1 protein-coding gene is annotated in these 515 nt (G+C 65.4%); it reads right to left on the bottom strand.

The genetic code is table 11. The features are described 5' to 3' along the window. A partial coding sequence (locus FJM51_RS23610; RefSeq protein WP_210240419.1) for a 3-oxoacid CoA-transferase subunit B occupies nt 1-515 on the bottom strand: 515 nt, incomplete at both ends.

Raw genomic sequence — 515 nt, forward strand, 5'->3', positions numbered from 1 at the left:
ACGCCGAGATTGGTGATGATCCGGTCCACGACGCCCGTGCCGGTCAGCGGCAGCGTGCATTCGCGCAGCAGCTTCGATTCGCCGTGCTTGGACGCGTGGTCCATCACCACGACGACGCGCTTCACGCCCGCGACGAGGTCCATCGCGCCGCCCATGCCCTTGACGAGCTTCTTCGGGATCATCCAGTTCGCGAGGTCGCCGTTCTCGGCCACTTCCATCGCGCCGAGGATCGCCATGTCGATCTTGCCGCCCCGGATCATGCCGAAACTGTCGGCGGAGGAGAAGTACGAGGTGCGGTCGAGTTCGGTGATCGTCTGCTTGCCGGCGTTGATCAGGTCGGGGTCGAGCTCGGCCTCGGTCGGGAAGGGACCCATGCCGAGCATGCCGTTCTCCGACTGCAGCGTCACGTCGATCCCCTCGGGGATGTAGTTCGACACCAGCGTCGGGATGCCGATCCCGAGGTTCACATACATGCCGTCGCGCAGTTCCTTCGCGGCGCGGGCGGCCATCTGATC

Origin of the sequence: Amaricoccus solimangrovi, assembly GCF_006385685.1 — a bacterium.
Taxonomy (GTDB): domain Bacteria; phylum Pseudomonadota; class Alphaproteobacteria; order Rhodobacterales; family Rhodobacteraceae; genus Amaricoccus; species Amaricoccus solimangrovi.